General features: G+C 59.4%; 1 pseudogene. It reads right to left on the bottom strand.

The annotated features are described in order from the left end of the window. Window positions 1-47: 47 nt before the first annotated feature. A pseudogene (locus NCT32_RS36895) lies at window positions 48-1,207 on the bottom strand (porin); the annotation flags it as partial.

The raw sequence follows: 1,207 nt of genomic DNA on the forward strand, positions 1-1,207 counted from the left end.
CGCTCGAATCGACTCCTAGCGCGACTTGGCCGTTTGGACGCTTCCAATCAGAAACGGTGACGCAAGCCGACAGTGGCTTCGATCTGATTCGTTGTCGACGCAGGTGAACTGACACCGTTAATCCAGGCAACACCCAGCGGATTGCCACTGCTCGTGCTCACGCTCTGCCAGGTGCTTTAGATATAGACGTCCGTGCGTTTTGAGAAGGCGTAGTTCGCGAGCCCGCTCACTTGATTCCAATGTGGAGCGCCACTACCAGCATTGCCGCCGGCGCGCGAGTAGGTATAGGCTGCCGCCAGCATAACGGCCGGCGTCAGCGCGAACCGGAGGTTGCCTTCATAGTTCTGGAAGTGAGTGTTGAAGCCGGTTAGGAACAGTTCGGTGAGGTTCGTTTGTGTATATACGAAGCCTGCAACCAAAGGTCCGATCGCGTAGCTCACGCCCCCGCCCCACGTTTGCTGTCGACTAGCGAGCGCGCCTAATGGCACCGCGGTCGGAGTCAGGAGGCCCGATAGCGAGGTCCCAAGCGTATCGGTGACGGCGCCGTTCGTGTTGAGCTGCGCCGGGGTGCCGGCTGAGTTGTTCAGGTGCAGATACCCAGCGCCAAAATTCAACGGTCCCCACATGTATGACATACCGACACTGTACGCACGGTTGTTCGCGAAACCACCGGCCTGGTTCGAAAAGCCATACAGGGCGCCCAGCCTGAATCCGGCAAAATTCGGGCTCTGATACTTGACCGAATTGTTGATCTGGAACGAGTCGTTCAGATTGTCGACGTCGAACGGATGTGCGAAGTGGGTGCCGCCATACTGGGTCCCGGTCAACGAGAGCGGCCCCAGGAAGTCAACCATGCCGTCCGTCTGACGCCCCAAGGTCAGGGAGCCAAAGTCGCGACTGGAAACTCCCACGTAGGCCAAGCGGTTGAAGATGCGATTGGTAGCCGACAACTGTCCGTTGTTCACGTTGAAGCCGTTTTCCAGAGTGAAGATCGCCTGCAACCCACCGCCGAGATCTTCCGCTCCGCGCAGCCCCCAACGACTGTACTGGACGCCTCCGCTGGTCATCTGCCAGTTGCTGTGACCACCTGCTCCGGTGCCAGTGATCTGGCTGTTCGTGTAAGTCAGACCTGCGTCGATCAGCCCGTACAGTGTCACGCTGCTTTGTGCATGCGCCGCGCCGCCGACGAGAGTAGCCAGCGCCGCAC

The organism is Caballeronia sp. INML2 (genome assembly GCF_023631365.1).
In the GTDB taxonomy this organism is placed as follows: Bacteria; Pseudomonadota; Gammaproteobacteria; order Burkholderiales; family Burkholderiaceae; genus Caballeronia; species Caballeronia turbans.